This is a genomic window from Burkholderia sp. AU17457 (assembly GCF_002223255.1).
GTDB classification, from domain to species: Bacteria; Pseudomonadota; Gammaproteobacteria; order Burkholderiales; family Burkholderiaceae; genus Burkholderia; species Burkholderia sola.
The window spans coordinates 657,025-683,406 of sequence record NZ_NKFB01000004.1 but is presented as its reverse complement, the minus strand read 5'-3'; the positions used below and the strand labels follow the sequence as shown (position 1 = coordinate 683,406).

General features: G+C 67.4%; 29 protein-coding genes. 21 read left to right on the top strand and 8 right to left on the bottom strand.

The genetic code is table 11. From position 1 onward, the window contains the following. Positions 1 to 147 precede the first annotated feature (147 nt). Together CFB49_RS15535 and CFB49_RS15530 are read right to left on the bottom strand one after the other, a co-directional pair. Complete coding sequence (locus CFB49_RS15535; protein ID WP_089491703.1) at positions 148 to 1,752, bottom strand: YifB family Mg chelatase-like AAA ATPase; 1,605 nt, start codon at positions 1,750 to 1,752, stop codon at positions 148 to 150. Positions 1,753 to 2,039: 287 nt separating this feature from the next. Further along, on the bottom strand, positions 2,040 to 2,291 hold the full coding sequence (locus CFB49_RS15530) for an accessory factor UbiK family protein (RefSeq protein ID WP_089491702.1): 252 nt from the start codon (positions 2,289 to 2,291) through the stop codon (positions 2,040 to 2,042). Positions 2,292 to 2,647: 356 nt separating this feature from the next. Here CFB49_RS15530 and CFB49_RS15525 point away from each other — a divergent pair, with 356 nt between their 5' ends. The 7 genes from CFB49_RS15525 to ptsP all read left to right on the top strand — a co-directional run bounded on the left by CFB49_RS15525 (position 2,648) and on the right by ptsP (position 10,054). Further along, positions 2,648 to 2,986 (top strand): P-II family nitrogen regulator, encoded by a 339-nt coding sequence (locus CFB49_RS15525; RefSeq protein ID WP_006398175.1) that lies wholly within the window; start codon positions 2,648 to 2,650, stop codon positions 2,984 to 2,986. Between the two features lie 37 nt (positions 2,987 to 3,023). Beyond that, the gene (locus tag CFB49_RS15520; RefSeq protein WP_089491701.1) at positions 3,024 to 4,517 is read left to right on the top strand and encodes an ammonium transporter; all 1,494 of its coding nucleotides are present in this window, start codon (positions 3,024 to 3,026) and stop codon (positions 4,515 to 4,517) included. A gap of 243 nt (positions 4,518 to 4,760) precedes the next feature. Continuing rightward, positions 4,761 to 6,050: a glutamate--cysteine ligase gene (gene gshA, locus CFB49_RS15515; protein ID WP_069620231.1), complete on the top strand. Its 1,290-nt coding sequence runs from the start codon at positions 4,761 to 4,763 to the stop codon at positions 6,048 to 6,050. A 27-nt stretch (positions 6,051 to 6,077) separates the two neighbouring features. Then, the gene (gshB, locus tag CFB49_RS15510) at positions 6,078 to 7,034 is read left to right on the top strand and encodes a glutathione synthase (protein ID WP_069620232.1); all 957 of its coding nucleotides are present in this window, start codon (positions 6,078 to 6,080) and stop codon (positions 7,032 to 7,034) included. A gap of 231 nt (positions 7,035 to 7,265) precedes the next feature. After that, positions 7,266 to 7,736, top strand: coding sequence for a PTS sugar transporter subunit IIA (locus CFB49_RS15505; protein WP_069620233.1), 471 nt, complete (start codon positions 7,266 to 7,268; stop codon positions 7,734 to 7,736). A gap of 74 nt (positions 7,737 to 7,810) precedes the next feature. Beyond that, positions 7,811 to 8,080, top strand: a complete 270-nt coding sequence (locus tag CFB49_RS15500) for an HPr family phosphocarrier protein (RefSeq protein ID WP_006477716.1) — start codon at positions 7,811 to 7,813, stop codon at positions 8,078 to 8,080. A 201-nt stretch (positions 8,081 to 8,281) separates the two neighbouring features. Then, positions 8,282 to 10,054: a phosphoenolpyruvate--protein phosphotransferase gene (ptsP, locus tag CFB49_RS15495; protein ID WP_069620234.1), complete on the top strand. Its 1,773-nt coding sequence runs from the start codon at positions 8,282 to 8,284 to the stop codon at positions 10,052 to 10,054. A gap of 68 nt (positions 10,055 to 10,122) precedes the next feature. On the opposite strand, the gene CFB49_RS15490 is transcribed toward ptsP, so the two are convergent. The 3 genes from CFB49_RS15490 to gpmA form a co-directional block, all read right to left on the bottom strand. After that, positions 10,123 to 10,875, bottom strand: coding sequence for a HesA/MoeB/ThiF family protein (locus CFB49_RS15490; RefSeq protein ID WP_069620235.1), 753 nt, complete (start codon positions 10,873 to 10,875; stop codon positions 10,123 to 10,125). 104 nt (positions 10,876 to 10,979) lie between these two features. Further along, positions 10,980 to 12,533 (bottom strand): S41 family peptidase, encoded by a 1,554-nt coding sequence (locus CFB49_RS15485; RefSeq protein WP_069620236.1) that lies wholly within the window; start codon positions 12,531 to 12,533, stop codon positions 10,980 to 10,982. A gap of 280 nt (positions 12,534 to 12,813) precedes the next feature. Further along, positions 12,814 to 13,560, bottom strand: coding sequence for a 2,3-diphosphoglycerate-dependent phosphoglycerate mutase (gene gpmA / locus CFB49_RS15480; RefSeq protein ID WP_089491700.1), 747 nt, complete (start codon positions 13,558 to 13,560; stop codon positions 12,814 to 12,816). Positions 13,561 to 13,696: 136 nt separating this feature from the next. Here gpmA and CFB49_RS15475 point away from each other — a divergent pair, with 136 nt between their 5' ends. From CFB49_RS15475 to CFB49_RS15455, 5 genes are all read left to right on the top strand, one after another. Continuing rightward, positions 13,697 to 14,119 (top strand): rhodanese-like domain-containing protein, encoded by a 423-nt coding sequence (locus tag CFB49_RS15475; protein WP_089491699.1) that lies wholly within the window; start codon positions 13,697 to 13,699, stop codon positions 14,117 to 14,119. Continuing rightward, the gene (gene grxC, locus CFB49_RS15470; RefSeq protein ID WP_006477722.1) at positions 14,116 to 14,376 is read left to right on the top strand and encodes a glutaredoxin 3; all 261 of its coding nucleotides are present in this window, start codon (positions 14,116 to 14,118) and stop codon (positions 14,374 to 14,376) included. The genes CFB49_RS15475 and grxC overlap by 4 nt, the downstream gene beginning before the upstream one ends. Before the next feature lie 107 nt (positions 14,377 to 14,483). After that, positions 14,484 to 14,975, top strand: a complete 492-nt coding sequence (gene secB / locus CFB49_RS15465) for a protein-export chaperone SecB (RefSeq protein ID WP_006481561.1) — start codon at positions 14,484 to 14,486, stop codon at positions 14,973 to 14,975. A gap of 25 nt (positions 14,976 to 15,000) precedes the next feature. Continuing rightward, entirely contained in the window at positions 15,001 to 15,999 is a 999-nt protein-coding gene (locus tag CFB49_RS15460; protein WP_089491698.1) for an NAD(P)H-dependent glycerol-3-phosphate dehydrogenase, read from the top strand. 92 nt (positions 16,000 to 16,091) lie between these two features. After that, complete coding sequence (locus CFB49_RS15455) at positions 16,092 to 16,616, top strand: O-acetyl-ADP-ribose deacetylase (protein ID WP_069620240.1); 525 nt, start codon at positions 16,092 to 16,094, stop codon at positions 16,614 to 16,616. Between the two features lie 34 nt (positions 16,617 to 16,650). Here the strand turns inward: CFB49_RS15455 and trmL are convergent, their stop codons facing one another. Further along, entirely contained in the window at positions 16,651 to 17,121 is a 471-nt protein-coding gene (trmL, locus tag CFB49_RS15450) for a tRNA (uridine(34)/cytosine(34)/5-carboxymethylaminomethyluridine(34)-2'-O)-methyltransferase TrmL (RefSeq protein WP_089491697.1), read from the bottom strand. 101 nt (positions 17,122 to 17,222) lie between these two features. Then, entirely contained in the window at positions 17,223 to 18,020 is a 798-nt protein-coding gene (locus CFB49_RS15445) for a ComF family protein (protein ID WP_089491696.1), read from the bottom strand. An 81-nt stretch (positions 18,021 to 18,101) separates the two neighbouring features. Between CFB49_RS15445 and CFB49_RS15440 the strand changes: the two genes are divergently transcribed. The 8 genes from CFB49_RS15440 to CFB49_RS15405 all read left to right on the top strand — a co-directional run bounded on the left by CFB49_RS15440 (position 18,102) and on the right by CFB49_RS15405 (position 25,173). Beyond that, on the top strand, positions 18,102 to 19,067 hold the full coding sequence (locus CFB49_RS15440; protein ID WP_089491695.1) for a methyltransferase domain-containing protein: 966 nt from the start codon (positions 18,102 to 18,104) through the stop codon (positions 19,065 to 19,067). A gap of 195 nt (positions 19,068 to 19,262) precedes the next feature. Continuing rightward, positions 19,263 to 19,787 (top strand): DUF2244 domain-containing protein, encoded by a 525-nt coding sequence (locus tag CFB49_RS15435; protein ID WP_069620244.1) that lies wholly within the window; start codon positions 19,263 to 19,265, stop codon positions 19,785 to 19,787. 56 nt (positions 19,788 to 19,843) lie between these two features. Further along, positions 19,844 to 21,436: a cytochrome c oxidase subunit II gene (gene coxB, locus CFB49_RS15430; protein WP_069620245.1), complete on the top strand. Its 1,593-nt coding sequence runs from the start codon at positions 19,844 to 19,846 to the stop codon at positions 21,434 to 21,436. 43 nt (positions 21,437 to 21,479) lie between these two features. Beyond that, positions 21,480 to 23,087: a cytochrome c oxidase subunit I gene (gene ctaD / locus CFB49_RS15425; protein ID WP_050014798.1), complete on the top strand. Its 1,608-nt coding sequence runs from the start codon at positions 21,480 to 21,482 to the stop codon at positions 23,085 to 23,087. Positions 23,088 to 23,167: 80 nt separating this feature from the next. Beyond that, positions 23,168 to 23,308: a cytochrome oxidase small assembly protein gene (locus CFB49_RS36335; protein WP_089435671.1), complete on the top strand. Its 141-nt coding sequence runs from the start codon at positions 23,168 to 23,170 to the stop codon at positions 23,306 to 23,308. Between the two features lie 35 nt (positions 23,309 to 23,343). After that, positions 23,344 to 23,955, top strand: coding sequence for a cytochrome c oxidase assembly protein (locus CFB49_RS15415; RefSeq protein WP_069620246.1), 612 nt, complete (start codon positions 23,344 to 23,346; stop codon positions 23,953 to 23,955). A 16-nt stretch (positions 23,956 to 23,971) separates the two neighbouring features. Then, positions 23,972 to 24,172: a DUF2970 domain-containing protein gene (locus CFB49_RS15410; RefSeq protein WP_069620247.1), complete on the top strand. Its 201-nt coding sequence runs from the start codon at positions 23,972 to 23,974 to the stop codon at positions 24,170 to 24,172. 143 nt (positions 24,173 to 24,315) lie between these two features. Then, complete coding sequence (locus CFB49_RS15405; protein WP_039346195.1) at positions 24,316 to 25,173, top strand: cytochrome c oxidase subunit 3; 858 nt, start codon at positions 24,316 to 24,318, stop codon at positions 25,171 to 25,173. Positions 25,174 to 25,347: 174 nt separating this feature from the next. Here the strand turns inward: CFB49_RS15405 and CFB49_RS15400 are convergent, their stop codons facing one another. Beyond that, positions 25,348 to 25,557, bottom strand: coding sequence for a twin transmembrane helix small protein (locus CFB49_RS15400; protein WP_006477735.1), 210 nt, complete (start codon positions 25,555 to 25,557; stop codon positions 25,348 to 25,350). Positions 25,558 to 25,641: 84 nt separating this feature from the next. On the opposite strand from CFB49_RS15400, the gene CFB49_RS15395 reads away from it, so the two are divergent. After that, the gene (locus CFB49_RS15395; RefSeq protein ID WP_069620248.1) at positions 25,642 to 26,352 is read left to right on the top strand and encodes an SURF1 family protein; all 711 of its coding nucleotides are present in this window, start codon (positions 25,642 to 25,644) and stop codon (positions 26,350 to 26,352) included. Positions 26,353 to 26,382: the final 30 nt, after the last annotated feature.

The following is a 26,382-nucleotide window of genomic DNA, read 5'->3' as shown; positions in this document are numbered from 1 at the left end:
TCGTGTGCCGTTTGAGAAAAATCAATCAAAACAACGGGATACAAATTCCGTCCGGCAAAGGCCGCGGGAAGCCGCGACCCGGGGCCGGATTCGCGGAATTGTGCATAAGTCAAGTCTTGACAGCCTGATTTTGTCCTCCCAGCGCGCTCACAGCGCCGTCAGCGCGCGCCGGTAGCGGATCGCCTCGGCGATCTGCGCGGCCGTCGGCAGCGGGTCGCCGGCCAGGTCGGCGATCGTCCGCGCGACTTTCAGCACGCGGAAATACGCGCGCGCCGACCAGCCGAAGCGCTCGCCGGCCTCGCGCAGCAACCGCTCGCCTTCGTCGGTCGGCCGGCACAGGTCGTCGGTTTCGCGGCCGCTCAGCATGTGATTCGTCTTGCCCTGCCGCTCGAGCTGCAGCGCGCGCGCCTGCGCGACCCGGGCGGCCACCGCCGCGCTCGGCTCGCCGGGCGCCGTCGCGCGCGACGCGAGTTCGGCCGGCGACAGCGCGGGCAGGTCGATCTGGATGTCGATGCGGTCGAGCAGCGGCCCCGACAGCTTGCGCAGATAGCGGGCGGCCACGTCCGGCGAGCAGCGGCAGCGGCCGGACGGATCGCCGTGCCAGCCGCACGGGCACGGGTTCATCGCGGCGATCAGCTGGCACGCGGCGGGGAAGTCGGCCTGCTGGGCCGCGCGCGAGATCGTGATGCGGCCGGCTTCGAGCGGCTCGCGCAGCATTTCCAGCACGTGCCGGTCGAATTCCGGCAGCTCGTCGAGAAACAGCACGCCGAGGTGCGCGAGCGTGATTTCGCCCGGCTGCGGTGGATTGCGGCCGCCCACCAGCGCGGCGGCGCTCGACGAGTGATGCGGCGAACGGAACGGCCGGCGGCGCCACTGCGCGGGCGAGAAGCCGAGCCGGCTCGCGGACAGCAGCGCGGCCGAGGTCAGCGCCTCGTCGTCGGTCAGCGGCGGCAATAGCCCGGCGAGGCGCGCGGCCAGCATCGACTTGCCGGCCCCGGGCGGGCCGACCATCAGCATGTGATGGCCGCCCGCGGCGGCGACTTCCAGCGCGCGCCGCGCGCCGCGCTGGCCGACGACGTCCGCGAGATCAGGTACGGCGGGCGTCGGCAGGCCGTCGAGACAGGGCGCCGCGACCGGCGCGAGCCGGCCGTCCGGCGCATCGGCGAGGTGCGCGCACAGCGCGGGCAGGTCGCGCGCACCGAATACGGTCACGCCCGGCACGAGCGCGGCCTCGGCGGCGCTGTCGAGCGGCAGGTACAGCTCGGGCGGACGCGATGTCGCGACGGAATCGCGCGGTGCGCCGGCATCCAGGCCCGCGCCGCCTGCGACACCCGCGCCGGATGCGTCCGCCCGCCAGTCCCGCGCGACGCCGCACGCCATCGCGAACGCGCCGCGCATCGGCCGCAGCGCGCCGGTCAGCGACAGCTCGCCCGCGAATTCGCGGCCGGCCAGCGCGTCGGCGGGGATCTGGCCGTTCGCGGCGAGGATGCCGAGCGCGATCGGCAGGTCGAAGCGGCCGGATTCCTTCGGCAGGTCGGCGGGCGCCAGATTGACTGTGATGCGGCGCACCGGGAATTCGAATCCGCAGTTCTGCAGCGCGGCGCGTACGCGCTCGCGGCTTTCGCGGACTTCGAGATCGGGCAGGCCGACGATCGAGAACGACGGCAACCCGTTGGCGAGATGGACTTCGACGGTGACGTCCGGCGCGCGGCCGGAGGCGGGCGCGCGACTGCGCACCACGGCGAGCGACATGGCGAGGCTCCTGCATGACAGGCGGCGACGGCCGTTCGGGGCCGCATGCCGCGGGAATCGGAGAAATCGGTGCGCGCTTGCCGGCGTGGCGCGGGGAAAGAACGAGGTGTTGCGAACGACGAACAGCGAAGAGCGATGGACAGCGAAGAGCGGGGTGCTGCGAAGAGCGATGGACTACGAAGAGCGGAGGGTGCTGCGAAGAACGACGGACGACGAAGAGCGGAGGAAGGTGGCGGGCGCGGGCCGCACGAGGCGGCCCGCGCCCGGACCTTGCTGCCGGGTGGACGTCAGGCCTGCGGGGCGGCGAGCTTCTGCTCGAGTTCCGCGACGCGCTTTTCCAGTTCATCGAGGCGCACGCGGGTGCGGGCGAGCACCTGTGCCTGGGTGTCGAATTCCTCGCGCGTGACGAGGTCGAGCTTCGAGAAGCCTTGCGACAGCATGGCCTTCACGTTGCGCTCGACGTCCTTGGCCGGCGAGTTTTTCAGCAAATCGCTGACGCGCGACTGCAGATCGTTGAAAACGTCGCTGGGTTGCTTCATGTGATTCCCCTTCTTTGCACAAAAAATGTGCATCTTCAGTTGCGTACGTGCCCATGATGCACGCATGACCGGAAATGGTGCGCGCGGGGCGCAAATTCCGGGCATGGCGCCCGCATGGGTGAATGGCCCGGCGATCCGGGACGTGCGTGCACTCTAGCAACGATCCTTTCGCCGCGCCAGCAAACCGGCCGATGTTGGCCATTCGGCCGGGCTCTGGCGCCTTACACCGCAAGATATGACCCCGTTCCGGAGCCCTTCGAGACGGTGTTCGGGCAAACATGGCATGCGAGTTGCTGAGAAGAGTCCGTCACAACATTCCAACTCTATTCGACGGGACAACCCAGCGAGAGGACTTCATGAAACTCATTACCGCAATCATCAAGCCGTTCAAGCTCGATGAGACGCGCGAAGCGCTGTCGGCGCTTGGCGTCTCGGGCATCACGGTGACGGAGGTGAAAGGGTTCGGGCGCCAGAAGGGGCATACCGAGCTGTACCGCGGCGCCGAATACGTGGTCGATTTCCTGCCGAAGATGAAGATCGAGGCGGCCGTGTCCGACGATCTCGTGGACCAGGCGGTGGAAGCGATCGAGCGGGCCGCGCGCACGGGCAAGATCGGCGACGGCAAGATCTTCGTCACGCCGATCGAACAAGTGATCCGGATTCGCACCGGGGAGACAGGCGCGGACGCGCTGTAACAGAACAGACAAGACAAGCGACAAGAGGAAACCCAAGATGCGCAAACTTCTGATGTCCCTGCTGATGGCCGGCTCGCTGATCGCGGCCGGCGTCGGTTCCGCGCTCGCGGACGACGCGGCGTCCGCCGCGGCTGCTTCGGCGCCCGCCGCCGCTGCTTCCGACGCATCGGCCGCCGCCGCACCGGCCGCTTCGGCGCCGGCTGCCGACGCATCCGCCACCGCCGCCGCACCGGCTTCGGGCACGGCTGCCGCCGCCGCGTCCGCGCCGGCCGCACCGGCCGCGCCGACGGCCCCGTTCTCGGTCGATTCGTCGAAGATCAGCGCGGGCGACACCGCGTGGATGCTGACGTCCACCGCGCTCGTGCTGTTCATGACGATCCCCGGCCTCGCGCTGTTCTACGCGGGCATGGTCCGCAAGAAGAACGTGCTCGCGACCGTGATGCAGAGCTTCGCGATCACCGCGGTGATCACGGTGCTGTGGACGGTGGTCGGCTACAGCCTCGCGTTCACGCCGGGCAACGGCTTCATCGGCGGCCTGTCGCGCGTGTTCCTGCACGGCATGAACTACATCAAGGGCGACAAGGCGACCACGCTGACCGTCAGCCACCTCGCGTCGACGATTCCGGAGTCGGTCTACTTCGTCTATCAGATGACGTTCGCGATCATCACGCCGGCGCTGATCTGCGGCGCGTTCGCGGATCGCATGAAGTTCTCGGCGATGCTGGTGTTCATGACGCTCTGGTCGCTGATCGTCTATGTGCCGATCGCGCACATGGTGTGGGAGCCGACCGGCTGGCTGTCGGCCGACGGCGTGCTCGACTTCGCGGGCGGCACGGTGGTGCACATCAACGCCGGTATCGCGGGCCTCGTGTCGTGCCTCGTGCTCGGCAAGCGCGTCGGCTACGGCCGCGAATCGATGGCGCCGCACAACCTGGTGCTGACGATGATCGGTGGCTCGATGCTGTGGGTCGGCTGGTTCGGCTTCAACGCGGGTTCCGCGGTCGCGGCCGACGGCCGTGCCGGCTTCGCGATGCTGACGACGCAAGTCGCCACCGCCTGCGCGGCGCTCGGCTGGATGTTCGCCGAGTGGATCGCCAAGGGTAAGCCTTCGGTGCTCGGCATCGTGTCGGGCGCGGTCGCGGGTCTCGTGGCGATCACGCCGGCAGCCGGCTTCGTCGGCGTGGCGGGCGCGCTCGTGATCGGCATCGCGGCGGGTGTGATCTGCTTCTGGTCGGCGACCTGGCTCAAGTCGAAGCTGGGCTACGACGATTCGCTCGACGCGTTCGGCGTGCATGGCGTGGGCGGGATTCTCGGCGCGCTGCTGACGGGCGTATTCGCGGTCAAGGACATCGGCGGCTTCGACGGCAGCCTGCTGCTGCAGGCGAAGGGCGTGCTGATCACGCTGGTCTACAGCGGCGTGCTGAGCTTCGTGCTGCTGAAGCTGATCGACCTGACGATGGGCCTGCGCGTGACCGAAGAGGAAGAGCGCGAAGGTCTCGACGTGATCCTGCACGGCGAACACGTGGAATAAGTCACACGAATCAACGGCGGGCCGCCGCGCAGACGGCGCCCGCCCCGAATGAGCGCAGCGACTTCGGCCCGCCCACCCGGCGGGCTTTTTTTCTCCTGTCACCCACTGCCGTAGCGGATAACCCTTCACTCTATCGGGTCAATAGCCGAAAACTTCCTCGATATCCTTGCGAAGCCGGGAACAATCCCCAAATGGGCAAGGCAATTGCTCTACAATCTTCATTCTCCCGCTCGCGAGTGATTCATGGTTCCCCACCTCGTTACCGCGTTGAACGGTCCGCTGCTCGAACTCGAGCAGAAGATCCTCGACGCGACGCCTGCGATCGAACGCTGGTTCAGGCTCGAATGGCAGGAACACACCCCGCCGTTCTATTGTTCGGTGGACCTGCGCAATGCCGGCTTCAAGCTGGCGCCCGTCGACGCGAACCTGTTTCCCGGCGCGTTCAACAATCTGCCGTCCGAAGTGCTGCCGCTCGCCGTGCAGGCCGCGATGGCCGCGATCGAGAAGATCTGCCCGGACGCGAAGAATCTGCTCGTGATTCCCGAGCTGCCGACCCGCAACGCGTTCTACCTGGAAAACGTCGCACGGCTCGCGACGATCATGCGCCAGGCCGGCCTGCACGTGCGCTTCGGCTCGCTCGACCCCAGCATCACCGACATGACGCCGATCACGCTGGCCGACGGCCAGAAGATCGTGCTCGAACCGCTCGAGCGTTCGCAGCGCCGCCTCGGCCTGAAGAATTTCGATCCGTGCTCGATCCTGCTGAACAACGACCTGTCGGCCGGCATCCCGGCCGTGCTGGAAAACCTGCACGAGCAATATCTGCTGCCGCCGCTGCACGCGGGCTGGGCCGTGCGCCGCAAGTCGACGCACTTCGCGTGCTACGACGACGTCGCGAAGAAGTTCGCGAAGATGGTCGGCGTCGATCCGTGGATGGTGAATCCGTATTTCGCGCACGTCGAAGGCGTCGACTGGCAGGCGCATGAAGGCGAGCAGGCGCTCGCCGACGCGATCGACGGCGTGCTGAAGAAGATCGCGCGCAAGTATCGCGAATACGGGATCAGCGAGAAGCCGTACGTCGTCGTGAAGGCCGACGCGGGCACCGCGGGCCGCGGCGTGATGACCGTGCACGACGCGGCCGAGATCGGCCGCATGACGAAGGCCGAGCGCGCGCAGATGGCCGAATCGAAGGCCGGCCTCGCGGTGCGCGACGTGATCGTGCAGGAAGGCGTCTACACGTTCGAGCGCGTCGGCGACGAAGTGGCCGAGCCGGTCGTGTACATGATCGACCGCTATGTGGTCGGCGGCTTCTACCGCACGCACGGCGGCCGCGAGCGCGACCAGAACCTGAACGCGCCCGGCATGCACTACGTGCCGCTCGGCTTCGAGCACACCGCGCTGCCGGATGCCGGCGCCAAGCCGGGCGCCGCGCCGCCGAACCGTTTCTACATGTACGGCGTGGTCGCGCGGCTGTCGCTGATCGCGTCGTCGATCGAACTGGAAAAGACCGACCCCGAAGCGATCCAGGTGTAACGGACCTTCGCTACGTACAGGACCCGCATGGACATTCTTTTTATCGCCGACCCGCTCGAGCGTTTCAAGATCTACAAGGATTCGACCTACGCGATGATGGCGGAGGCCGCCCGGCGCGGGCATGCGGTGTACGCGTGCGAACCGCGCCACCTCGCCTGGACGGGCTCGGCGGTCGAGGCCGACGTGCGGCGCATCGCGTTCGTCGGCGAACTGGACGACCTGCATCGCGACACCTGGTTCGACGCGGGTGCGGTCGACGCGCGCCGCCTCGAATCGTTCGGCGCGGTGCTGATGCGCAAGGATCCGCCGTTCGACATGGAATACGTGACGTCGACGTGGCTGCTCGAGCTGGCCGAGCGCGCCGGCGCGCGCGTGTTCAACAAGGCGCAGTCGATCCGCGATCATTCGGAGAAGCTCGCGATCGGCGAGTTTCCGCAGTTCGTCGCGCCGACGCTCGTCACGCGCGACGCGAAGCGTCTGCGCGCGTTCCACGCCGAGCACGGCGACGTGATCCTGAAGCCGCTCGACGGGATGGGCGGGATGGGCGTGTTCCGCGTGAAGCCGGACGGCATGAACCTCGGCTCGATCGTCGAGATGCTGAGCCACGACGGCACGCGCTCGGTGATGGCGCAGAAGTTCATTCCCGAGATCAAGGCGGGCGACAAGCGCATCCTGCTGATCGGCGGCGAGCCGGTGCCGTATTCGCTCGCGCGGATTCCGCAGGGCAGCGAGGTGCGCGGCAATCTCGCCGCGGGCGGGCTCGGCGTCGCGCAGCCGCTCACACCGCGCGATCGCGAGATCGCCGACACGCTGGGGCCCGTGCTCGCGTCGCGCGGGCTGCTGCTGGTCGGGCTCGACGCGATCGGCGACTGGCTGACCGAGGTCAACGTCACGAGCCCGACGTGTTTCCGCGAGATCATGGAGCAGACGGGCTTCGACGTCGCCGCGATGTTCGTCGACGCGCTGGAGCGTGCGGCCGCGTAGGCCGCCTCCCGCACAACCCCGGCGGCGGCCGCGCAGGTCCCCCGTCGCCGGAGCAGCTTGACCGGCCTGCTACAATGCCCGCTTGCCCGGTGCCGTGATCGGCGCACCGAAGGCCCGGCGGTCGGGCCGACACTGTTGCAAGGCTGAACATGAAACGTTCCCCATACTCGCTACGCTCATTGCCCCGCCGCGGGGTATCGGCCCGCCAGGGGCGGCCGGGAGCGATCTGACATGGCCGGGATCCTCATCATCGCGCACGCTCCGCTCGCCACCGCGCTGCGGGACTGCATCGCGCACATCTACGGCGGCGTGCCCGCCCGCATCGGCTGCATCGACGTGATGGCCGACAGCGATCCGGCCCAGGTGATGGCGTTTGCGCACGCGGAACTCGCGCGGCTGCGCGAAGAGAACGGCGTGGTCGTGCTGACCGACATGTACGGCGCGACGCCCGCGAACATCGCGGGCCAGCTCGCGAAGCTCGACAACGTGCGCGTGCTGGCCGGCGTGAACCTGCCGATGCTCGTGCGGGCCGTCTGCTACCGCACCGTGCCGCTCGACAAGCTGGTCGACAAGGCGCTGTCCGGCGGCGCGAAGGGCGTCCACGAGGTGTCGTCCGGCACGCCGCCGCCGCCGAGCGAAACCGGCTGCGGCCAGTGCGCGCCGATTCCGCCCGAACCGCAGCCGCGCACCGAATCGCACTGAGCCTGGCGTTTTTCGTTTTAGACCGACCCGCCTGCGCGCGCCGCCGGCGGTCCCGACCGACCCGACCGAGAATCATGCTTCAACAAGAAACCACCATCGTCAATAAATTGGGGCTGCATGCGCGCGCATCGGCCAAGCTTACGCAACTGGCCGGCAACTTCCAGTCGGAAGTCTGGATGACACGCAACGGGCGCAAGATCAATGCGAAGAGCATCATGGGCGTGATGATGCTGGCGGCCGGCATCGGCAGCACCGTGACGATCGAGACCGAAGGGCCCGACGAGCGGGAAGCGATGGACGCGCTGCTGAAGCTGATCGCCGACAAGTTCGGCGAAGGTCAGTGATCGCTACGCGGGATCGTTGCCGTTTCCAGCCAGAATGCCGCGGATGTCGCGGCATTTTTTTCGTCGGAAGCATTGATGCGAAATGCGCAATGCTGCGCTGCATGCAGTCAGCAGGGAGTCGCGGAATTTATAATCGCTAACCGGGGTCATAAGCGCATCGCAGCAGTGTGCCGCGGCTTTACTTGTACAGAGGAGGTGCGCGTGTCCTTCACGCTGCATGGCATTCCCGTCTCACGAGGTATCGCGATCGGGCGAGCGTACCTGATCGCGCCGGCGGCGCTCGACGTCGCCCATTACCTGATCGAGGCCAACCAGACCGACGCCGAGGTGGAGCGATTCCGCACCGCGCTCGACGTCGTGCGTCGCGAGCTCGAAGCGCTGCGCGCCGACCTGACCGACGACACCCCGAGCGAAGTCGGCGCATTCATCGACGTCCACACGATGATCCTGAGCGACGAGATGCTCGTGCAGGAAACCATCGACCTGATCCGCACGCGCCGCTACAACGTCGAATGGGCGCTGACCGAGCAGCTCGAACTGCTCACGCGCCATTTCGACGACATCGAGGACGAATATCTGCGCGAGCGCAAGGCCGACATCGAGCAGGTGGTCGAGCGCGTGCTGAAGGCGCTCGCCGGCGCGCCGTCCGCATCGCAGGCGCTCGACGGCGCGGCCCGGAACGGCACCAACGAGATGATCGTGGTCGCGCACGACATCGCGCCGGCCGACATGATGCAGTTCAAGACGCAGTCGTTCCAGGCGTTCGTCACCGATCTCGGCGGCCGCACGTCGCACACGGCGATCGTCGCGCGCAGCCTCGGCATTCCGGCCGCGGTCGGCGTCCAGCATGCGAGCGCGCTGATCCGCCAGGACGACCTGATCATCGTCGATGGCGACCAGGGCATCGTGATCGTCGATCCGGCGCCGATCGTTCTCGAGGAATACTCGTACCGCCAGTCCGAGAAACTGCTGGAGCAACGCAAGCTGCAGCGCCTGAAGTTCTCGCCGACGCAAACGTTGTGCGGCACGAAGATCGACCTGTACGCGAACATCGAGCTGCCCGACGACGCGAAGGCGGCCGTCGAGGCCGGCGCGGTCGGCGTCGGGCTGTTTCGCTCCGAGTTCCTGTTCATGCATCAGAAGGAGATGCCGGAAGAGGAGGAGCAGTTCGCCGCGTACAAGCGGGCCGTCGAGTGGATGAAGGGCATGCCGGTGACGATCCGCACGATCGACGTCGGCGCCGATAAACCGCTCGAGGCGCTCGACGAAGGCTACGAAACGGCGCCGAACCCGGCGCTCGGGCTGCGCGCGATCCGCTGGAGCCTGTCCGAGCCGCAGATGTTCCTCACGCAGTTGCGCGCGATCCTGCGCGCGTCCGCGTTCGGCCAGGTGAAGATCCTGATCCCGATGCTCGCGCACGCGCAGGAGATCGACCAGACGCTCGACCTGATCCGCGAGGCGAAGCGCCAGCTCGACGACGCGGGGCTCGCGTACGATCCGAACGTGCGTCTCGGCGCGATGATCGAGATTCCGGCCGCGGCGATCGCGCTGCCGCTGTTCCTGAAGCGCTTCGATTTCCTGTCGATCGGCACGAACGACCTGATCCAGTACACGCTCGCGATCGATCGCGCCGACAACGCGGTCGCGCACCTGTACGACCCGCTGCATCCGGCCGTGCTGCACCTGATCGCATACACGTTGCGCGAGGCGAAGCGCGCGGGCGTGTCGGTGTCGGTGTGCGGGGAGATGGCGGGCGACCCGGCGCTCACGCGCCTGTTGCTCGGGATGGGGCTCACCGAGTTCTCGATGCACCCGAGCCAGCTGCTCGTCGTGAAGCAGGAGATCCTGCGTGCGCACCTGAAGGCGCTCGAAAAGCCGACGGCCGACGTGCTGGCCGCGTTCGAGCCGGAAGAAGTGCAGGCGGCGCTGCAGCGGCTGTCGGTCGCCGAGCCGCGGGCGGATGCGGCCGCATAGGCGTTTTCGTCGCCGCTAACTGTAGAGAAGTGTTACGCATGCCCGGCCCGGCGCATGCCTGTCGCGCGTCAGTGCCGGCCCCCGCACACGGGGCAGTCGGCCTGGCGCGCGATTTTCATCGTCGTCCATTCCATCCGCAGCGAATCGAGCATCATCAGCCGCCCGTTGAGCGTCTTGCCGATGCCGCCGATCACGCGCAGCGCCTCGGCCGCCTGCATCGCGCCGATGATCCCGACGGTCGGCGCGAATACGCCCATCGTCGCGCACGCGACTTCCTCGAACGGCTGGTCTTCCGGGAACACGCACGCATAGCAGGGCGCGGCCGCGTCGCGGAAGTCGAACGTGCTGATCTGGCCGTCGAAGCGCAGCGCGGCGCCCGACACGAGCGGCACGCCGTGCGCGACGCATGCGCGGTTGATCGCGTGCCGCGTCGCGAAGTTGTCGGTGCAGTCGAGCACGACGCTCGCGTGCGGCACGTGCGCGTCGAGCCACGCATCGTCGACGCGCGCCGCGACCGCGTTCACCGTCACCTCGGGATTCAGCTGCGCGAGCGTGTCGCGCCCCGATTCGACCTTGCTGCGGCCGACCGACGCCGTCGCGTGCAGGATCTGCCGCTGCAGGTTCGTGAGGTCGACCGTATCGGCGTCGACGAGCGTGAGCGTACCGACCCCCGACGCAGCGAGATACATCGCGGCGGGCGAGCCGAGGCCGCCCGCGCCGACGACGATCGCATGCGCATCGAGAAAGCGCTGCTGCGCCTCGATGCCGATTTCGTCGACGAGGATATGGCGGGAGTAGCGAAGGAGTTGGTCGTCGTTCATGGGGAATCGTGAGCGAGGCGGGCGGACGTTCGTTATTTTAGGCGCGCATGAAAAACGGGCCATCGCGGTCTTCCCGCGATGGCCCGTTGGATGCCGGCCGGCGCTTACTTCGGCGCGGAGGCGGGCTTCGGTGCGGAAGCCGGCTTCGCGGCGCTCGCGCCCGATGCCTTTGCACTTGCGGCAGCCTTGGCGGCCGGGCTCTTCGTCGTGCTCTCGGCGAGCAGCGACTTCGATTCCTGGACCGGCTTGCCTTCGAGCTTGTTGAGCGCCTGCTGCATCATGAAGTCGTCGGCGCTGCCGAACTCGATCGGCTTGCGATCGCGATCCTTCTGGCGCTGCTCCGGCGTCTTCTTGTCGTTCTGCTCCTCGAGAATGCGCAGCTGATCCAGCCGGCGCTGCTCGCGCTCTTCCTGTTCCTTCTTCTCGTTCGGATCCTGCGTGTTCGCGAGGTGGTTCGTGTAGTCGACCTCGCGCGTCACGAGCACGTCGTCCGGATCGCCGTCCGCGTACTGATCGACCGGCACGTCCGGCGTGATGCCCTTGTTCTGGATCGAACGGCCGCTCGGCGTGTAGTAGTACGCGGTGGTCAGGCGCAGCGCGGTGTCGGCCGTCATCGGGCGGACCGTCTGCACCGAACCCTTGCCGAACGTCGTCTTGCCCATGATCTGCGCGCGCTTCGAATCCTGCAGCGCACCGGCGACGATTTCCGATGCGGACGCCGAATACGCGTTCGTCAGCACGATCATCGGCACGGTCTTGAAGACGGGCGGCAGGTTCTTCAGCGGATCGCCGTCGAAGGACGGCAGGCGATAGTTGTCGTACGTATCGCGGTAGACCTGCTTCGAATCGGGGATCTGGCCGTTGGTCGACACGACGACCGAGTCGGGCGGCAGGAATGCGCCGGCCACGCCGACCGCGCTCTGCAGCAGGCCGCCGCCGTTGTTGCGCAGGTCGAGGATCAGCCCCTTCAGGTTCGGCTGCTGGCGCGCGATGTCCTGCAGCTTCTGCGCGAGATCGGGCGTCGTGCGCTCCTGGAAGCTCGTGATGCGGATGTACGCGTAGCCCGGGTCGAGCATCTTCATCTTCACGCTCTGGACCTTGATGATCGCGCGCGTGACGGTGACGGGGAACGTGCGGTCGTCGCTCTTGCGGAAGATCGTCAGCGTGACCTTGGTGCCCGGCTCGCCGCGCATCTGCTTGACGGCCTTGTCGAGGGTCATGCCGCGCACCGGCTTGTCGTTGATGCGCGTGATCAGGTCGCCCGGACGGATGCCGGCGCGGAATGCGGGGGTATCCTCGATCGGCGAGATCACCTTGACGAGGCCGTCTTCCTGCGAGATCTCGATGCCGAGGCCCGCGAAGCGGCCCTTCGTCTGCTCCTGCAGCTCGTCATAGTCGGTCTTGTCGAGGAACGACGAGTGCGGATCGAGGCTCGACACCATGCCCTTGATCGCGGCCGTCAGCAGCTTCTTGTCGTCGACCGGTTCGACGTACTCGCGCTTGATCTGCCCGAATACTTCCGCGAACAGGCGGAGCTGGTCGAGGGGAAGCGGCGCCGTGGCGGTCTGCTCGGCCGATGCGGAAACCTGCAGCGTGGCGAACACGCCCGTGGCGAGGCCCGCGGCAATCAGGCCGATGTTCTTCAAATTCATTCGCATAGAGAGTCTGGTGCGGTCGGGAAGCGCGTGGCGGTAGCGGGGATGTAGCGGACAAGTATAACTGTTCGTCCGATTACTCAGTGGAACGGCGCGAAAAGCGTCGAAAAGGCCGCTGAGGGCCCGGCCGGGGCGCCGCCGGGCGCGCTGCGGGGTTCGAAAGCGGATTCGACCGTGGCAGGGCCGCGAAGGTTCGCGCGGCGTGCGGGCCGAGGCCGGAGCCCGGCGCCCGGCGCGCCGCGCCGGAACGCCACCTCGGCCACCTCGGCCGCCGCGCCGGGCGTCAGCCCGCCTTGCCCTGCTTCGCGACGGCGGCTTGCGCCTGCGCGATCGCGTCCTGGTCGCCGAGGTAATAGTGCTTGATCGGCTTCAGGTTCTTGTCGAGTTCATACACGAGCGGCACGCCGTTCGGGATGTTCAGGCCGACGATGTCGCTGTCCGAGATGCCGTCGAGGTACTTGATCAGCGCGCGCAGCGAGTTGCCGTGCGCGGCGATCAGCACCTGCTTGCCGGCGCGCACCGCCGGCGCGATCGACTCGTTCCACAGCGGCAGCACGCGCGCGACCGTGTCCTTCAGGCATTCGGTGAGCGGCAACTGCTCGCGCGGCACCTTCGCGTAGCGCGGGTCGTTGAACGGCGCGCGCTCGTCGGTCGGCTCGAGCGCGGGCGGCGGCGTGTCGTAGCTGCGGCGCCACACGAGCACCTGCTCGTCGCCGAACTTCGCGGCCGTTTCCGCCTTGTTCAGGCCCGACAGCGCACCGTAGTGGCGCTCGTTCAGGCGCCACGAGTGGACGACCGGCAGGTACATCAGGTCCATCTTGTCCTGCACGTGCCACAGCGTGCGGATCGCGCGCTTGAGCACCGACGTGTACGCGATGTCGAACGTGTAGCCGGCCTCCTTGAGCAATTCGCCGGCCTGGTAGGCCTCGTTGCGACCCTGTTCGGTCAGGTCGACGTCGACCCAGCCGGTGAAGCGGTTTTCCTTGTTCCACGTCGATTCGCCGTGGCGGATGAGAACGAGTTTGTACATGGATCTTGCGGTCGGTAGTGATAGGGAAGCGGGGCGCGTCGCGCGGCGCCCGGACCGGGCCCGCCATCGCGCAAGGCGGTTATTTTATAATGGCGGGATTGTCCTCATCCGATTTCTCTTTTTCCGGCGGCATTCCGTGACGTTCTTTACCAATTACACGAACCTGGCCCTTATCGCGATCCTGCTGGTTTCCGGCGGCCTGCTGGCGTGGCCGGCCTTGCGCCGCGGCCGCGGCGGCCTGTCGGCCGCGGAGGCGACGCAGCTCATCAATCGCCGCAACGCGGTCGTGATCGACCTGCGCGCCGCGTCGGATTTCGCCGCCGGCCACCTGCCGTCGGCGCGCCAGATCGCGGCGGGCGAGATCGGCGCGAAAATTGCGCAGGTCGCGAAGAACAAGAGCACCCCGGTGCTGCTCGTCTGCCAGAACGGCCAGCAGTCGCAGAAGGCGGCGCGCGAGGTCGAGGCGGCCGGTTACGCCGAGGTGCACGTGCTCGAGGGCGGCGTGGCCGCCTGGCAGCAGGCCGGGATGCCGGTCGTCAAACAAGGAGTGGCGAAGTGAACAAGGTTTTGATGTACAGCACGCAGGTGTGTCCGTATTGCATGCAGGCCGAGCGCCTGCTGAAGCTGCGCGGCGTCGAGCAGATCGAAAAGGTGCTGATCGATCGCGATCCGGCCCGCCGCGAGGAAATGATGACGCGCACGGGGCGCCGCACGGTGCCGCAGATCTATATCGGCGACACGCACGTCGGCGGTTACGACGATCTGTCGAAGCTCGACCGCGAAGGCGGCCTCGTGCCGCTTCTGCAAGCGGCCTGATTAGGGCAGAATGGCCGCCGGCCGCGCCGCGGCTTGGGCGCGCAGGATTCATCCGTGGCGGCCGGCGAGAAGCCGGGCCGCCCCGTCACCACTTTTAGGGAAACACCATGTCCGACGTCGAAAACCAACCGTTCTTCAACATCCAGCGCGTCTACCTGAAGGATATGTCGCTCGAGCAGCCGAATTCGCCGGCGATCTTCCTCGAGCAGGACATGCCGTCGGTTGAAGTCGAAGTCGACGTCAAGGCCGACCGCCTCGCGGAAAGCGTGTTCGAAGTCGTCGTGTCGGGTACCGTCACCGCGAAGGTGAAGGACAAGGTCGCGTTCCTGATCGAAGCGAAGCAGGCCGGCATTTTCGACATCCGCAACATTCCGGACGAACAGCTCGATCCGCTCGTCGGCATCGCGTGCCCGACGATCCTGTTCCCGTACCTGCGCTCGAACATCGCCGACGCGATCACGCGCGCTGGCTTCCCGCCGATCCACCTGGCCGAAATCAACTTCCAGGCGCTGTACGAGCAGCGTCTCGCGCAGCTTCAGCAGCAGGCCGGCGCGGCAGGTGCACCGAACGGCGCGCCGAATGGCACGACGCTGAACTGACGTTTCGCTCGGACCGGTGCTGGGTATGAAAGTAGCCGTTCTCGGCGCCGGTGCCTGGGGCACCGCGCTCGCGGGCCATCTGGCCGCGCGGCACGATACGCTTCTGTGGGCGCGCGACGCCGCGCTCATCGCCGGGCTGCAGGCCCGGCACGAAAATTCCCGCTATCTCGACGGCATCGCGCTGCCTGCTGCGCTGCGCTACGACGCCGATCTCGGCGCCGCGCTCGCGCATGGCGCCGCGGACGACGCGCTGTGCGTGATCGCCGCGCCGGTGGCCGGGCTGCGCACGCTGTGTCACGCGATGCGCGACGCGGGTTGCGTGCCCGCGCACGTCGTCTGGGTCTGCAAGGGCTTCGAGGCCGACACGCACCTGCTGCCGCACCAGGTGATCGCGGCCGAGCTGCCCGAACAGCAGAGCAACGGCGTGCTGTCGGGCCCGAGTTTCGCGCGCGAGGTCGGGCAGTCGCTGCCCGTCGCGTTGACGGTGGCGAGCGCGTCGGCCGAGTGCCGCGAGCGCACGCTCGCCGCGTTCCATCACGGCGCGATGCGGATCTATACCGGCGACGACGTGGTCGGCGTCGAGGTCGGCGGCGCGGTGAAGAACGTGCTGGCGATCGCGACCGGCATTTCCGACGGTCTCGGCCTCGGGCTGAATGCGCGCGCCGCGCTGATCACGCGCGGCCTCGCCGAAATGTCGCGGCTCGGCGTGGCGCTCGGCGGCCGCGCGGAAACCTTCACGGGCCTGACCGGCCTCGGCGACCTGATCCTCACCGCGACGGGCGACCTGTCGCGCAACCGCACGGTCGGGCTGCAACTGGCGGCCGGCCGCACGCTGAACGACATCCTCGGTGCGCTGGGCCACGTGGCCGAAGGCGTGCGCTGCGCGCAGGCCGTGCTGGCGCTCGCGCGCGCGCAGTCGATCGAAATGCCGATCACGCAAGCCGTGTGCGGCGTGCTGTTCGACGGGATCGCACCGCGCGACGCCGTCAGCGGCCTGCTGCGCCGCGACGCGCGCGCCGAGTAGCATGGGCGGGCGCCGCTCGGCACGATTGCGCCGGGCGCGCGGCGCCAAAGCGGACTACGCTTGAATCGTCTCCGGCGTTCCGCGAGGGTGTCATGCTGCAGATCCATTCCACCACGCTCGATGCGCAACGCGTCGACATCACGACGCTCGACGTCGATGTGATCGTCAACGCGGCGAACGGCTCGCTGCTCGGCGGGGGCGGCGTCGACGGCGCGATCCACCGCGCGGCCGGCCCCGGCCTGCTCGCCGAGTGCCGCACGCTCGGCGGCTGCGACACCGGCGACGCGAAGCTCACGCGCGGCCACGGGCTGCCGGCGCGCTACGTGATCCACGCGGTCGGGCCGGTCTGGTACGGCGGCGCGCGCGGCGAAGCCGACCTGCTCGCGTCGTGCTACCGGCGCGCGATCGAGCTGGCCGAGGAAGTCGCCGCGACGTCGATCGCGTTTCCGGCGATCAGTTGCGGTATCTACCGCTATCCGGCGCAAGAGGCCGTCGACATCGCGGTCGGCACCGTCACCGAAATGCTGGCGCAGGCGCCGAACCTCGCACGTGTGGTGTTCGCGTGCTTTTCTTCCGACATCTACGACCTGTATCGCGCGCGGCTCGCGCGAACCTGACGCATCTGGTGCGGCGGGCCGCGCTCGGCAAGTTTCAGGCGCCGCCTTCGAAGCCGGCCTGGCGCCACGCCTCGAACACGACCACCGCGACCGTGTTCGACAGGTTCAGGCTGCGGTTGTCCGGCCGCATGGGCAGGCGCACGCGCTGTTCGTTCGGGAAGCGTTCGAGCAGCTCGGCGGGGAGGCCGCGCGTTTCCGAGCCGAACACGAACCAGTCGCCGGGCAGGAACGCGTGATCGTGGAAGCGGCCCGAGCCGCGCGTCGTGAACGCGAACATCCGCGCGGGATCGGGCGTTTCGGACGCGACGAACGCGTCCCAGTCGCGGTGCACGCGCATCTGCGCATACTCGTGATAGTCGAGGCCGGCGCGGCGCATCCGCGCGTCGTCGAGCGGAAAGCCGAGCGGCTCGATCAGGTGCAGGTGCGCGCCGGTGTTCGCGCACAGGCGGATCACGTTGCCGGTGTTCGGCGGAATTTCGGGGGCGACGAGGACGACGTTGAACATGTTTCGGTTTGGCTGGGCCGGCCGGGCCCACGCAATACACGCGTGCGTCCGGCCGGCCGGTTCGTGACGGCCGCTTGCGGGCGGCCGGCCTCTCTATCTAATTAATCCCTGGCGGTGCGCAGCGCAACCAGATTCGTCACGCGCGCGGCGCCCGCCGCCTTCAGCGCGTGCGCGGCCGCCGCGAGCGTCGCGCCGGACGTCATCACGTCGTCGACGAGCGCGATGTGGCGGCCGGCGACGCCGCCTGCCACCGCGAAAGCCGCCATCACGTTGTCGCGCCGTGCGTGCCGGTCGAGCCGCGACTGCGGTGCGGTGTCGGCGACACGCGCGAGCAAGGCCGCGTCCGCCGGCACGCCGAGCCGGCGCGCGAGCGGACGCGCGATCGCCCACGCCTGGTTGTAGCCGCGCGCGACGAGCCGCCGGTGCGACAACGGCACCGGCGCGACGAGATCGAAGCCGCCGGCGCCGCGCGTATCGTCGACCAGCCGCGCAAGCCGGGCCGCGAATTCGCCGCCGAGCGCGAGCCGCGCGTGAAACTTCAGGCCGCGCGCGAGCCCGTCGAGCGGCGGGCGGTAATCGGCGAGCGCGAGCGTCGCGTCGAACGGCGGCGGCGCGGTGCGGCATGCGTCGCACAGGTACGCGGCCGCGCGACCGGCGCCGGGGCGGCCACCGCGGGGCGGGCGCGCGTGCCCGACACCGAGCGGCACGGCGCAAACCTCGCAGCGCAGCCGCGCTTCATTCCAGTACGCGGCATCGCAGGCGCCGCAAATCACGGTGTGTGACAAATTGCCGCACAGCGCGCAGCGATTCGGCAGCGTGATCGCGGCAACGCGCACGACCAGCGCTCGAATCTGCGACAAAACGACGCGCATCGTGCACTCGGCGGAACCGCGGACCATCGCAACACTCCAGGCATGCCGCCTCGATGAAGCTTGCGAGGCGAGCGAGTATACTTCGGGCTCTTCGCCAGTGTGCCCGACATGTCCCCAGCTTCGACTTCAACCGGCCGTCCGGCCAATGACGCCAGGCGCCTGCGGCGGATCTTCGACCGCCGTGCCGCCACGTTCGATGCGGTTGCGTTCCTGCCGCGCGAGATCGCGCAGCGGATGAACGAGCGCCTCGAATACATCAAGGTGAGCCCCGCGGCCGTGCTGGATGCGGGCTGCGGCCCGGGCGACGACCTGCCGGCGCTGCGCGCGCGCTTTCCGGAAGCGCCGGTGTTCGGCGTGGACCTGTCCGGTGCGATGCTCGCGCGGGCCGGTCAGCGCGAGGTCGAGCAGACCACCTGGCGCCGCTGGCTGCCGGCGTCGCTCGGCCGCGCGCTGGGCCAACGCGGCCCGCGCGTCGCGCAGGCCGACTTCGCCGCGCTGCCGTTCCCGGGCGGCGCGTTCGATCTGATCTGGTCGAATCTCGCGCTCCACTGGCATTCGCGTCCCGATACCGTCTTCCCCGAATGGCAGCGCGTGCTGCGCGTGAACGGGCTGCTGATGTTCAGCACGCTCGGCCCCGACACGCTGCGCGAGCTGCGCGCGGCCTGCGCGGACGCGGAAGCGTCGCTCGGCGTCGCGCCGCCCGCGGCGCGCGTGATCGATTTCGTCGACATGCACGACCTCGGCGACATGCTCGTCGAGAGCGGCTTCGAGATTCCCGTGATGGACCAGGAAGTGCTGACCGTCACCTACCAATCCCCCGATTCGCTGCTCGCCGACGTGCGCCGCTGGGGCGCCTATCCGTTCGAGCGCACGGCCCCGCAGCACGCGACGCGGCGCTTTCGCGCGGCGCTCGGCGATGCGCTGGACGCGCGCCGGCGCGAGGACGGCACGATCCCGCTCACGTTCGAGGTGATCTACGGCCACGCATGGAAGGCCGTGCCGCGCACGACCGCGGAAGGGCACGGGATCGTGCGCATCGAGGACATCGGCAAGGGGCGTCCGAAGAATCGGTAAAGCGGTAAAGAGGGGTTTTGTTATGTCCGAAATTAGCGGCGCAAAGCGGGGTCGAATTGGCGGCAAAAACGGCCGGGAAGCTTGTCGCGCTTGGCTTGGCGGGCGATAGGCGCTTGCTTGTGGATGCCATTGAACCCGCCTATAATGCGTCAGCTTGTCGTCCCGGGGTCCCCGCAATACGGGGCGGCGAGTCCGATGCAGGCATGCATCGCATGCCATTCGCGTGAGGCGGCGATGGAAGCAGCGAGCGTTTTGGCGAAGACGGCGGACAGCGAACCGGTCCTCGAAGACTGGCTGATGAAACGCAACTGTTCGGTGTCGCCACGCCAGTTCGTGCTGTTTTACGCGTCGCTCGCGGGCTTCTCGCTGGCGATCGCGGCGTTGCTGATGTGGAGAGGGGCTTGGCTCGTCATGCCCTTCACCGGCATCGAGTTGCTGGCGGTGGGTGTCGCGTTTGCGATCCATGCTCGCCATGCGGTCGATTACGAGCGCATCAGGCTGTTCCCGCACCGGCTCGTGATCGAGCGGATGGATGCGGAGCGGCTCACGCAGATCGAATTCAACCCGCGCTGGGTGCGGGTCGAGCCGGGTGCGACGCCACGCGATCCGATTCGACTGGTATCGCGTGGGCAGACCGTCGTAATCGGGCAGCATCTCGCGCAGTACAAGCGTGCGCAGTTCGCCGACGAACTGCGCGTGTCGCTCAGGCGCTGCGGCTGACGAGGCGCAGTCATCGGCCGGAACAGGCCGGCGGCTTGCGACGGGGGAGGGTTTGAATGGAAATTTTGGGTAAGGATGCTATGAAAACAATCAAGCGAGCCCTCGCGGGCGTGCTGGCATGCAGCGGATTGCTCTTTGCCGGTGCGGCCCTGGCGGTCGGTGATAGCCCGGGCGGCCCCCGTGTCAACGAGATCAACTTTCAGCCGCCTGTCACGAAGATCGCCGAGGAGCTCTACGATCTCCACACGATGATGCTGATCCTGTGTACGGTGATCTTCGTCGGCGTGTTCGGCGTGATGTTCTATTCGATCTTCGCGCACCGCAAATCCAAGGGCCACAAGGCCGCCAATTTCCATGAAAGCACGACCGTCGAGATTATCTGGACGATCGTGCCGTTCGTCATCGTCGTGCTGATGGCGCTGCCGGCGACGAAGGCCGTCGTCGCGATGAAGGACACGACGAACGCCGATCTCACGATCAAGGTCACCGGCTACCAGTGGAAGTGGGGCTACGACTACGTGAAGGGCCCGGGCGAGGGCATCGGCTTCCTGTCGACGCTGACCACCCCGCGCGACGCAGTGATGGGCAAGAAGCCGATCACCGACACCTATCTGCAGGAAGTCGACAATCCGCTCGTCGTGCCGGTCAACAAGAAGATCCGCATCATCACGACCGCGAACGACGTCGTCCACTCGTGGTACGTGCCCGCGTTCGGCGTGAAGCAGGATGCGATCCCCGGCTTCGTGCGCGACACGTGGTTCAAGGCCGACAAGGTCGGCACGTTCCGCGGTTTCTGTACCGAGCTGTGCGGCAAGGAACACGCGTACATGCCGGTCGTCGTCGAAGTCCTGTCGGACGACGACTACGCGAAGTGGGTCACCGCGCAGAAGGCGAAGCTGGCCGGCGCGGCAGTCGATCCGAACAAGGTCTACACGATGGCCGAACTCGTCGCGCACGGCGAGGAAGTCTACAAGGCGAACTGCGCGGCCTGCCACCAGGTGAACGGCAAGGGCCTCGGCGCCTTCCCGGCGATGGACGGCAGCCCGATCGTGAACGGCCCGATCGCCGCGCACGTCGAGCGCGTGCTGCACGGCAAGGGCGCGATGCCGTCGTGGGCGTCGCTGTCGGACCTCGACATCGCTTCGGTCGTCACGTACGAACGCAACTCGTGGGGCAACCACAAGAACGACCTGCTGCAGCCGAAGCAAGTGGCCGACGCACGCAACGGCAAGCTGCCGGAAGACACGGCGGGCGCGGCAGCGGCACCGGCCGAAGCGGCTTCGGCGCCGGCGCAAGCCGCGTCGGGCGCCGAGCAGCCGGCGGCAGCGGCATCGGCCGCGCTGTCGACGATCTACTTCGAGACGGGCAAGAGCGTGCTGCCGGCCGACGCGAAGGCGGCGATCGCCGCCGCGGCCGACTATGCGAAGGCGCATCCGGACGCGAAGCTCGCGCTGTCGGGCTTCACCGACAAGACGGGCTCGGCCGACGCGAACGCCGAACTGGCGAAGCATCGGGCGCAGGCCGTGCGCGATGCGCTGAAGGCAGCAGGCGTGGCGGAAGACCACATTATTCTCAAAAAGCCGGAAACGATCACGGGCGGGGCTGACGCGAAGGAAGCCCGGCGTGTCGAGATCGGCCCGGCGGCTTGACGTGTCGCTGAGTTAGTCGACGTATTCGCATTAGGAGATTCTCATGTCTAGCATCGGGCACGACGTAGCCGCGGACCACGCGCACGACGACCACGCGCACGAAGCCCCGCACGGCTGGCGTCGCTGGCTGTTCGCCACCAACCACAAGGACATCGGTACGCTGTACCTGCTGTTCTCGTTCATCATGTTCCTGTCGGGCGGCGTGATGGCGCTCGGCATCCGTGCGGAGCTATTCGAGCCGGGCCTGCAGATCATGCGTCCGGAGTTCTTCAACGAACTCACGACGATGCACGGCCTGATCATGGTGTTCGGCGCGATCATGCCGGCGTTCGTCGGCTTCGCGAACTGGATGATTCCGCTGCAGATCGGCGCATCCGACATGGCGTTCGCGCGGATGAACAACTTCAGCTTCTGGCTGCTGCCGGTCGCGGCCGTGCTGCTGGTCGGCTCGTTCTTCGCGCCGGGCGGCGCGACGGCCGCCGGCTGGACGCTGTACGCGCCGCTGTCGACGCAGATGGGCCCGGGCATGGACTTCGCGATCTTCGCGGTCCACATCATGGGCGCGTCGTCGATCATGGGCGGGATCAACATCGTCGTGACGATCCTGAACATGCGCGCACCGGGCATGACGCTGATGAAGATGCCGATGTTCGCGTGGACGTGGCTGATCACCGCGTACCTGCTGATCGCGGTGATGCCGGTTCTGGCAGGCGCGATCACGATGGTGCTGTTCGACCGCCACTTCGGCACGTCGTTCTTCAACGCGGCAGGCGGCGGCGACCCGGTGATGTACCAGCACATCTTCTGGTTCTTCGGCCACCCCGAGGTGTACATCATGATTCTGCCGGCGTTCGGGATCGTGTCGCAGGTGATCCCGGCGTTCGCACGCAAGACGCTGTTCGGCTACAGCTCGATGGTGTACGCGACGGCTTCGATCGCGATCCTGTCGTTCATGGTCTGGGCACACCACATGTTCGCGACGGGCATGCCGGTCACCGGCCAGCTGTTCTTCATGTACGCGACGATGCTGATCGCGGTGCCGACGGGCGTGAAGGTGTTCAACTGGCTCGCGACGATGTGGCGCGGCTCGATGACGTTCGAAACCCCGATGCTGTTCGCGATCGGCTTCCTGTTCGTGTTCACGTTCGGCGGCCTGACGGGCCTGATGCTCGCGATGGCGCCGCTCGACATCCAGTATCACGGCACCTACTTCGTGGTCGCGCACTTCCACTACGTGCTGGTGGCCGGTTCGCTGTTCGCGCTGTTCTCGGGCTGGTACTACTGGGCGCCGAAGTGGACGGGCTGGATGTACAACGAGACGCGCGGCAAGATCCACTTCTGGGCGTCGATGATCTTCTTCAACCTGACGTTCTTCCCGATGCACTTCGTCGGTCTCGCGGGCATGCCGCGCCGCTATGCGGACTACCCGGCGCAGTTCACGGACTTCAACCAGGTGGCGACGATCGGCGCATTCGGCTTCGGCCTCGCGCAGGTGTACTTCCTGTTCGCGGTCGCGCTGCCGGCCTACCGTGGCGGCGGCGACCTGGAAAAGGCGTCGGACAAGCCGTGGGATGGCGCGACGGGCCTCGAGTGGACGGTGCCGAGCCCGGCTCCGTTCCACACGTTCGAGCAACCGCCGCACGTCGAGTAAGTTTCACCGAGCGTTCCGCCGCTGCCTGCCGCGCAGGCAGGCGCGGCGGGCGCGGAACGGAAGTTTCAGCGAAGTTTCAGATGACCCGGAATCCATCAGAAAGACGAACGCCCGAGCAGATTCGCGCGGGCAACAAGCGGCTCGGCCTCACCCTGCTCGTCATCGCCGCCGTTTTTTTCGTGGGTGTCGTGATCAAGCAGTGGTGGCTGTCCACCCACTGATGCAGCAACTGACGCAGTAGCGAGGAAGTCGTCGTATGTCGAAGCCGGAAGAGGGCGCCGTGGATCGCGCGTTCAATCGTTCGATGCTGGTGAAGCTCTTCGTCGTGGCCGGGCTGATGTTCGGTTTCGGCTTCGCGCTGATCCCGATGTATCGGGCGATCTGCCAGATCACCGGCATCAACAACCTGGTGCAGCGCGATGTCAGCGCGCGCGAGGTGAAGAACTCGCAGGTCGACACCAGCCGTACGGTGTCGGTCGAGTTCGATGCGAACGCACGCGGGCCGCTCGGGTTCAAGCCGGAGCACAACAGCCTCGACGTGCATCCGGGCGAACTGACGACGATCGTGTACGACGTGACGAACGGGCAGGGCCGGCCGGTCGTGGCGCAGGCGATCCCGAGCTACGCGCCGAAGCAGGCGACGGAGTTCTTCAAGAAGATCGAGTGCTTTTGCTTCACGCAGCAGACGCTGACCGCGAACGAGTCGCGCAAGATGCCGGTGGTGTTCGTGATCGACCCGAAATTGCCGAAGGACGTGAAGACGATCACGCTGTCGTACACGTTCTTCGAGCTGAATACGCCGGCCACGCCGGCACCGGCGCAGCGCAGTACGGCGGCGGCGCAGGGTGCGGCGAAGCCGGACGCATGACGAAGGAGGCGGGGCGATGACGGAAGTCAAGCGGAGCGGAACGTTCGGTCAGGCGCTGAAAGCGGTGCTGTGGTCGTTCTTCGGGGTGCGCAAGCGGCGCGACCTGGAGGCCGACGCGACGCAGCTCAATCCGCTGCACGTGCTGATCGTCGCGTTGATCGCGGCCGGCATGTTCATCGGCGTGCTGATCCTGATCGTGCGTGCGGTCGTGGGTTGAGTAGCGGCTCGCGGCCACGAAAGAATGCAGTGCGCGGCGCCACGGCGCGGCGTGCGAGAAAGAGCGGTGGCGGTCTCGCCGCGCAAGAAATAAAGCCGGAGCGGTTTCCGGTACACAAATTGGACTGAAGTGGAGAATCAAGCATGAGCGGTCAAAACCAGACCCCGTACTATTTCGTGCCGCATCCGTCGCAGCATCCGATCAGCGCGGCCATCGGCCTGCTGGTCATGCTCGGGTCGACAGCGCTGTGGATCAACGGTCACGACTGGGCGCCCTTTACGGCGCTGCTCGGCCTGCTGTGGTTGCTCTTCACGCTGTATCACTGGTTCGGCGACGCGATCGCCGAATCGGAAGGCGGTCATTACGGCAAGAACGTCGACAAGTCGTACCGCTGGAGCATGAGCTGGTTCATCTTCTCGGAAGTCATGTTCTTCGGCGCGTTCTTCGGCGCGCTGTTCTATGCGCGTGAAATCGCGCTGCACCAGCTCGGCAGCCTCGATTACAAGCTGATCTGGCCGGACTTCTCCGCCGTGTGGCCGAACGAAGGCCCCGCCGCGCTCGCCGGTCACTTCAAGACGATGGGCCCGTGGCCGATCCCGACGCTGAACACCGCGTTCCTGCTGTCGTCGGGCGTGACGCTGACGATCTCGCACCACGCGCTGCGCGACGATCATCGCAAGAAGGCGATCGCGTGGCTGGCCGCGACGCTCGTGTTCGGTATCTGCTTCCTGTTCCTCCAGGGCTTCGAGTACTACCACGCGTACAACGAACTGAACCTGACGCTGAACTCGGGCGTGTACGGTTCGACGTTCTTCCTGCTGACCGGCTTCCACGGCTTCCACGTGTTCCTCGGCGGCACGATGCTCGCGGTGGTGCTGGTGCGGATGATCCGCGGCCACTTCAAGCCCGATCATCACTTCGCATTCGAAGGCGCCGCGTGGTACTGGCACTTCGTCGACGTCGTCTGGCTCGGCCTGTACGTCGTCGTCTACTGGCTGTAAATGGAAAAACGGCCCGCGCAGCGATGCGCGGGCCGTTTTCATTGGTGTCGCGGGCGCGGCGGCGAAGCTGCGGGCGAGACCACCCCGGCGCCGCCGCGACTCAGTCAGGCGGCGCTTTTACTTGGTGGCGCGGCCGTGCGGCTAAATGTCACGGCGGCCGGCGCGGCGACGGCATCAACGTCCGATCGGCAAACCGGTCGAATGGATCCAGCCCATCCAGTTCGCGAACAGGATGAGCAGGAACAGCGACACCGACAGCCCGACGCGGGTGGCGAGCGACCAGACCATGCGTTTCGTATGGCCGCGGTCGTGCATCATGAAGTAGAGCGCCGAGCCCATGCTGGCAATGATGAGGACGAAGGCGATGGGAACGAGTATGTGCATGACGCGAACCGGACGACGGCAATTCGAAAGGAAGAGGATAATTATCGCACTTCGCTTTCGCGAACGCGCCGGGCGGGCCGCCCGATGAAGATTCGCTGGCTGCCTGCGCTGCTGATCCTCGTCGTCGTCGCCGTCACGATCCGGCTCGGTTTCTGGCAGCGCGACCGCGCGCACCAGAAGGAAGCGCTGCAGGCGAGCATCGCGCGCTACGAGCAGGCGGCGCCGGTCGACCTCGGCGCGCAGCCGGTTCCGCTCGCGTCGATCGAGTTTCATCGCGTACGGGCAAAGGGCCGTTTCCTGCCCGAGCAGGCGGTGTTCCTCGACAATCGGCCGTATAACGACCAGCCGGGTTTTTACGTCGTGATGCCGTTTAAACTCACGGGCGGCGGCGTCGTGCTCGTGAACCGCGGCTGGCTGCCGCGCAACATCGCCGATCGCACGGCGATCGAGCCGTTCGCGACGCCGGCGGGCGACGTCGAGATCGTCGGCATCGCGCGCGCCGACGCGTCGCGCGCGTTCGAGCTCGGCGAAGGCGGGTCGGCCGCGCACCAGAAGATCCGGCAGAACCTCGACGTCGCCGCGTATGCGAAGGAAACCGGGCTGCCGCTGCAGCCGTTCGTGATCCAGCAGACGAGCGACGACGGCGACAGGCTCGTGCGCGACTGGCCGGCGGCGACGACCGGCGTCGAGCGCAATTACGGTTACATGTTTCAGTGGTGGGCGATGGCGGCGGCCGCGCTCGGCTTCGGCCTGTACGCCGCGCGGCGTGCGGCGAAGAAGTCGGCCGGCGCGTGAGCGTCATGCCAGGACGCGGCGCCGGCGCCG